A 6,556-nucleotide genomic window follows, 5' to 3' on the forward strand; every position below is an offset into this window, starting at 1 on the left:
TTTTGACACATTGATTTGTTTAAATATCTTTGTTTTAAAATATTCAATATGGCAACAGTAAAATACTATCTGCGCAGCAAAACAAAGGGCAGCGCAATCCAGATTCAGCTATCAGTATCGAAAGATCTTAAAATGCGAAACTCTACAGGCTTGCAGATTGATTATTTGGATTGGAGCGATAAGACCTCTCTTCCCAAACAAAACAATCCCCACAATAAAAATCTGAGTGCAGAGCTTATTGATTTAAAGAAATTTATATTGGAAGCCTATAATCAGGATTTTACCAGCGGTGTATTGTTTGATTCGCACTGGCTTAAAAATAAGATCAGTCTTTTTTTTGAGAGAATAGATGTAAATACCAGCGATGATATTGTGGTCAATTACATGAAAAACTTTAACGAGCTTCGGGCATTGGCTAAGACGAAAAAGACCACTGATCACCAATATCTCATGCTGGAGGATAAATTTTCAAGATTTCAGAATATTCAGAAGAAGAACTATGTATTTGCTGAGGTAGACAAACGGGTAATGCTTGAATTTAAGAACTGGCTTATGTCCAAAGACAAGTTAATGGAATCAACGGCAAACAGAACCTTAAAAAACCTGAAAACAGTATTGCTTGAGGCCAGAGCAAACGGCAAGCTGCTTCATCCTCAGGTTGATAAGTTTACCATTGAGAGTGTAACCTCCTTAAAGGTATTCTTAAACTTTGAGGAACTTTCAAAAATTAAAAATGCAAATATTATAGGGGAAGACTTGCTTCATGCCCGTGACTGGCTTTTAATTGGTTGTTATACAGGACAGCGTGTGAGTGACCTTTTGGATATGAACCAGACAAAAATTTTCACCAAAACAGATTCTCAGGGGGAAAGCTTCCGATTTATAGACCTTGTCCAGCGTAAGACAGGTAAAGATGTGAGTGTGCCGATCCATGATGAGGTTGAACAGATTCTTAAAAAGTATGGGGATCGTTTTCCTCCTTTATTCAGAGGGAGCAATTCCAATAGTAATGCAACGCGTTTCAACAGCCTTATTAAGAAAGTCTGTGAACTGTCCGGCATTAATCAGATTTTAAAAGGCAGGATCTATGATGACAAGCTTAAACGCAATGAGATTGTAGAGACAGAAAAATATAATCTGGTCAGCACCCATATCTGCCGCCGCTCCTTTGCTACCAATTTCTATGGAGACAAGAGGTTCACCACGCCACAGGTCATGGCTATAACAGGACATAAAACAGAAACCACCTTTTTACAGTATATTGGCAAAACCTCATCAGACCATGCCTTAAATACAGCAAAAACTTTTAGAGAGATAAAAGAGCAGGGAGAGAAAATATCCTAAAAATGAGTAGTCCTTTATAGTAAGTATAGTGATATTGTGTATTTTTGAGTATTAAAAGAATTAAAATGCACAAAAACACAAAAAACATGGTTCTGTTTAGTGATTTGGGAGGTTTGAATGAAAATGACATACAATTGATAGAAGACAAGTTTAGTCGTTTAGGTATTATTCTAGAGAAGGTTGCTTTTAATAAAGAATACCTTAATTATTTTGAAGACTTCTCCCTTCAGACGTTCTATGTGTTTTCTCCTTCTTTTTTAACAGGAATGCTTAATGATGAGAGAGGGCATGGGGTTTGGAAGTCCGTAAAAGCTATTATCGCCCATACCCAAATCAGACTTTCAGGTAAAGAATATGTAAGTGAAATTAAGGGTACTGTAACTCAAAGATCTATTAAATTTGGCATTCATATTATTTTGGATGTAAATACAAGTTTTAACTTTGATTTAAGCAAAATAGCTAATTACAGGCTTTTTAATACATCATTGGATCAAATTTTATCTTTTTTAGTCAGGCAGACTCCCAATGAAAAGTATGAGCTTCCCTGTTATGTAAGATTTTCATCAGAAAGAAAAGAATGGACGGCTGAAACTTTTGAAGAGTATCTTTTAAGAAAAAGCAAGACTAATTAACATTATGGATACAAAACAAAGGGATTTTTTTACCACTGCTGTAAAAACAGTCTATTAGTAAAATGTTAAAAAATCGGAAAAAATATTAAATTATTATTTTCAAAAGAGCTAGACATTATTCAGGTAGAAAACTGATAAAATGTTTCTTGAACTGATCATTTTTTATTTCTTTTTTTGTTTTTTCGGAAGCTTTCCTTTTCCGGAATCAGTTCTTTTTGAGGATCCTTTGGTTCTGTCTGAGGAGCGGGGTTACCAATTGTTACAATTATACTCTTTTTAATATCTTTCTTGGAAAAGTATTTCATATCACAGATATTACTACTGAGTGTATATAGCCCCTTATTGATCACGATAAAGTTTTCTCCATGTGCTGGAACTGCAAGGTTATAATAATCTTTTCCATCAACTCTTAAAACTATATTACAATCTGAGTTATTTTTGAATAAGAGTATTGTTTCATTACTATTGATATCCTCATTGAACATTGCATTGAGAAGTTTCACTGTTTTTTCCTTGTGTTCAACGGATGTTTCTGCAATGAGTTTTTTAAACTCCTGTGCATCTTCTGAATTGGGATTTCTCATAGCGCTTTTCGGTATATCTGCAATCACAGGCCTTGCTTCCATAGGTTTGGCTGTACGGGCCCCTTTTGTCCATTCGGAATTTTTTAAAGCAATAAGCTTAGGTTTCAGAACACTTTTCTTTGGATCGTCAGGATGAGTATTGTTTAAATAATCTTCAATTTCTTTAATATTTGTGCTTTTTAAAATGTCTTTGTTTCTTTTTTGAGCCTGAATAAAGCAAGGAATTAGCAAAACAAAAAATAAAATTGTTAAAACGTTTTTTTTCATAGAGTTTATTTATTTTAAGCAGCCTAACAAGGTGCCAAGGTTACAATTATTAATTAACAGTGCAAAGATAAAAAATCTTCAGTAAGGAATTAAAAGAATGATCAGTGAGAGATTTGTTGCTTTCGATATTTAGTCAATTAAATTGATTAAACATCTTTTGCGTTTCGGGTGTATCGCAGAAAAACAAAAAAATCTCACGGGAAAGGTTCTGGAGTTATTAAGTACGTAGTAAGAAGTAATAATACATTTTTTAAGTGAAAAATCATCATCTTTCTTTGCTAAAATTACCTATAAGATTTATAGAATTAAGGGAAGACATTGATTGAAAAGTTATATAAAAGCTCGGATAGCTTATGGTTAAAGAACGATGTTTGTTTTTGAAACTTTCTTCTCAAAAAGTCAATGATAGGTATTTCCAGAATTATGAAAATAAGAAGATTGTGGGCAGTCTTATTTTTTATTCCAATAAAGATAAATTGCTTCTTAAGATATAGAGATTCTGGTATATGTCCCAAAATTTCAAAAGGTACTTTACGGGAATCTCCTTCTACGGTGCTGCGAACCCCGAAAAAACGCTAGTCACAGATTTTTTTTCTGGTTACCAGTTACCATTATGGTAATCTAAAAACGTAGTATTAATAAGGGTTTCAGAAAATCCAGCCTGGCAACCAGATACCATCTTGGTTACCACTAAAAAAATGAGGTATTTATGGAAAATAGAAAAGTAATGACTTTTGAAAAATGGATCTATAAGCCATACAAATAATTGCCAGATAGAGATTTGCTACTTAAAATAAAACACTATGATAATCAGTGATTTAAACTTGTTAAGTGTTTTTTTGCGTGACGGATGTGACGGAAGTGACGCAGAAAAAACAAAAATATTTTTTGATAAAATACATCTTGACCTCAATATAAATGAGAAACAAACTCCAAAAAGTTGTTTTTGATCTACACTATCCGTTTTTTTAATTAACTGTAATTCATAATGTTGCATTTTAAGGATGAAGCAGGTGTAGGAGGTGAAGCAAGAAAAACAAAATATTTTTCACGGAAAAAAGTTACTGGAGTTACTAAAGTTAGTTTTGTAAAAACATTTTTTTTCGCTCCAGCTCTTATTAGCAGATAAAAATCCCCTTCTTCATTTTCTTTCTTTTTTTGGACTCCGAAAACTCAAATTTTGATTTTTTTACGACACGTTTTGACGCATTAGCTATTTAATTTAGCTGTCCAACACCTATGATTATGGAAATTCCGTTTTATTTAAGCTTCAAAGAATTAGAAAAGAATTACCCTATTGACCTTTTGCGATGGTTTGAATATTACCCGGATTCCGATGAGGTTGATTTTTTAAAAGAGCTGGTTAATCAATATTACTATTGTCTGGAATATGATTTTACAGAAAATAAATTAGTTCCCGATGTTATGATCACCCTTGCTAATTGTATTTTCCCTTACCATGAGAAAAGTGAATGCCGATTCATTGCAGCTTATGAAAACGGAAAACAGAAAAAGGTCTTCTGGGATGAAAATCAAAATGTATTTGAATGGAAAAAGATCAGCATGATGGAGTATGCACAGCATATTGTTAAAAAAATACAGGGATATTTCAAAGCTAACGCTACAGGCTTTGCGGAAAATGAAACCTTACATGATTATATTAATCATCGGGAAATCATTACATCGGATGAGCTTTTCGGATATAGAATTGATTATAGCCTTCACCAGACGACTCTTCCCTTCTTAAAAGCCTACATTCCCCTGCAAGGTGAAACCCTCAATGCATCTTTATTCAGAAACTTTAATTTTGCAATTGTAAGAATGGCAGAATTTATCGATCAAAAACTAAAATCTTTACAATCTTTTGAGTGGAGCATTTACCACAGAGTAAAATTACAGGCTCAATCCCAATTAGAAAAAGATGGAGATAATAACAATACCATACAAGCAGTATCTTATATCCAAAAAATAAAAGTGAATGGAAGCCTTCAGGCTTGGGGCTATATCTTAACCGAGCTGATGGATAAAGGCTATATAGAACCTCAGCGCAAAAATGGAAAGCTCAATATTCAGGGAACAGCTAAAATGATTTTAGATCACTTTGAATTCACCAAAGAAGAGTTTCAGCCGTCACTGGAAAGTGTAAGGCAATCATTGTTTACCCAAAATAAATTCAGTAGTGATAAGCAGAATCTTTTTAGAATACCCTCCTTCAGACAATTGGAAAAATAGTATTACTTTTTAATCTCATTTAACGATAATATCCTATACATGATATACAGAATTCTCCGAAACTCAGCTTCGGGGGATTTTTATTTTAACTATATCTATTTGTAAATCAATATAATAAATTAAAAACTGGATAAACTGTTGCCAAAACTGGATAACACCTGCCTGTTGCAATATCCGAGCTTTGTACCCATTAATACAAACCATTTATTATGAGTGCAATTCAATTTATCGCCACTACACCGAGTGACTTAATTCAGGAAATTAAGAAAGAAATTATCCCTGAACTGAAAAAGCAGCTTTCTAAAGAGTTTCAGCCTAAAGAACCTACAGATTATCTTACCCGTCAAGAGGTATGTGAACTTCTTTCCATTGATATGAGTACCCTTCACCGTTGGCGTAAGGATGGCGTTCTTATCGCTTACGGTCTTGGGAATCGGATTTACTTTAAGAGAAACGAAATTCAGGAGCTTATTGAAAAAAACAGACTGAAGTAAGCGCGTTATTCATCTTTAAAATCTTTCATAATGAAATTAAATCCTGTATTTGATGACCTGAATGATCCTGCCACCATCATTAATCATGTTCGGGGGCTTGTAGAGAAAGGCCGGGAGAAAGTCCTCCACGCTGAAATTCTGGAAAAGCTGAAAGAAGAGTTTGAGATATTAGACTTTATGCTTCTGGTATTTCCACAGGTAGAGAAGCTCCGGGGAGAATTAGAAAAGCTTCCCAGGGAAAGTGAGAAGGCTAACCTCATCCGTAAAGCACTCTCACAGTTAAAACTAAACCAAAAACATTATCTGATCCTCTCCATTGAGCACATCATAAGGCTTTCTGAAAAGAACCGTTGGGGCTTATGTAAGAATCATGATTTTATTTACCTCTACAATGGAGCTTTCTGGAATGAACTGGATAAGGAATATTTTCAGACGTTTTTAGGGGAAGCTTCAGAAGAGATGGGAGTACCCAGGTTCTCCGCAAGGTTTTACCTTTTCCGGGAGCAGCTCTTTAAACAGTTTCTTTCTACTGCTTATTTACCTACTCCTGAGAGCTGCAAAGATAAAGTACTGATTAATTTACAAAACGGAACATTTGAAATAAGTCCCAATGGTACAACCTTAAGACCTTTTGACCGCTCTGACTTTATGACCTATCAGCTGCCTTTCAGCTACGATCCTTATGCACAGGCCCCTTTATTTGAGGCGTACTTAAATAAAGTGCTGCCGGATACGGAAAGACAAAAAGTTTTAGCAGAGTATCTTGGTTTTGTTTTCATTAAGCATGGCAGTAATGCTTTAAAGGAAGAAAAGGCACTGATCCTCTATGGAACCGGAGCCAACGGGAAGAGTGTCTTTTTTGAGATTGTAAACGCCTTATTAGGAGAACAGAATGTGAGCAGCTATTCACTGCAGAGTCTTACCAATGATAATGGTTATTTCAGGGCAAAGATTGCTAATAAGCTGGTGAACTATGCCAGTGAAATTAACGGAACGCTGGAGG

General features: G+C 34.5%; 6 protein-coding genes. 5 read left to right on the top strand and 1 reads right to left on the bottom strand.

Going from position 1 to position 6,556, the window contains the following annotated elements; translation table 11 throughout:
- Positions 1 to 48 precede the first annotated feature (48 nt).
- Complete coding sequence (locus ACE3RB_RS09520; protein ID WP_374464015.1) at positions 49 to 1,344, top strand: tyrosine-type recombinase/integrase; 1,296 nt, start codon at positions 49 to 51, stop codon at positions 1,342 to 1,344.
- A 65-nt stretch (positions 1,345 to 1,409) separates the two neighbouring features.
- Positions 1,410 to 1,976 carry a hypothetical protein gene (locus tag ACE3RB_RS09525; RefSeq protein WP_374464016.1) on the top strand — a complete coding sequence of 189 codons (567 nt, stop codon included), beginning with the start codon at positions 1,410 to 1,412 and terminating at the stop codon, positions 1,974 to 1,976.
- 155 nt (positions 1,977 to 2,131) lie between these two features.
- Here ACE3RB_RS09525 and ACE3RB_RS09530 read toward each other — a convergent pair whose 3' ends face one another.
- Positions 2,132 to 2,827, bottom strand: coding sequence for a DUF6759 domain-containing protein (locus ACE3RB_RS09530; RefSeq protein WP_374464017.1), 696 nt, complete (start codon positions 2,825 to 2,827; stop codon positions 2,132 to 2,134).
- Positions 2,828 to 4,072: 1,245 nt separating this feature from the next.
- Between ACE3RB_RS09530 and ACE3RB_RS09535 the strand changes: the two genes are divergently transcribed.
- The 3 genes from ACE3RB_RS09535 to ACE3RB_RS09545 all read left to right on the top strand — a co-directional run.
- Complete coding sequence (locus ACE3RB_RS09535) at positions 4,073 to 5,059, top strand: hypothetical protein (RefSeq protein WP_374464018.1); 987 nt, start codon at positions 4,073 to 4,075, stop codon at positions 5,057 to 5,059.
- Positions 5,060 to 5,268: 209 nt separating this feature from the next.
- Positions 5,269 to 5,553, top strand: a complete 285-nt coding sequence (locus tag ACE3RB_RS09540; protein WP_374464019.1) for a helix-turn-helix domain-containing protein — start codon at positions 5,269 to 5,271, stop codon at positions 5,551 to 5,553.
- A gap of 30 nt (positions 5,554 to 5,583) precedes the next feature.
- The coding region (locus tag ACE3RB_RS09545; protein WP_374464020.1) for a DUF5906 domain-containing protein at positions 5,584 to 6,556 on the top strand (973 nt) is incomplete at its 3' end.

The organism is Chryseobacterium sp. (genome assembly GCF_041914225.1).
GTDB lineage: Bacteria > Bacteroidota > Bacteroidia > Flavobacteriales > Weeksellaceae > Chryseobacterium.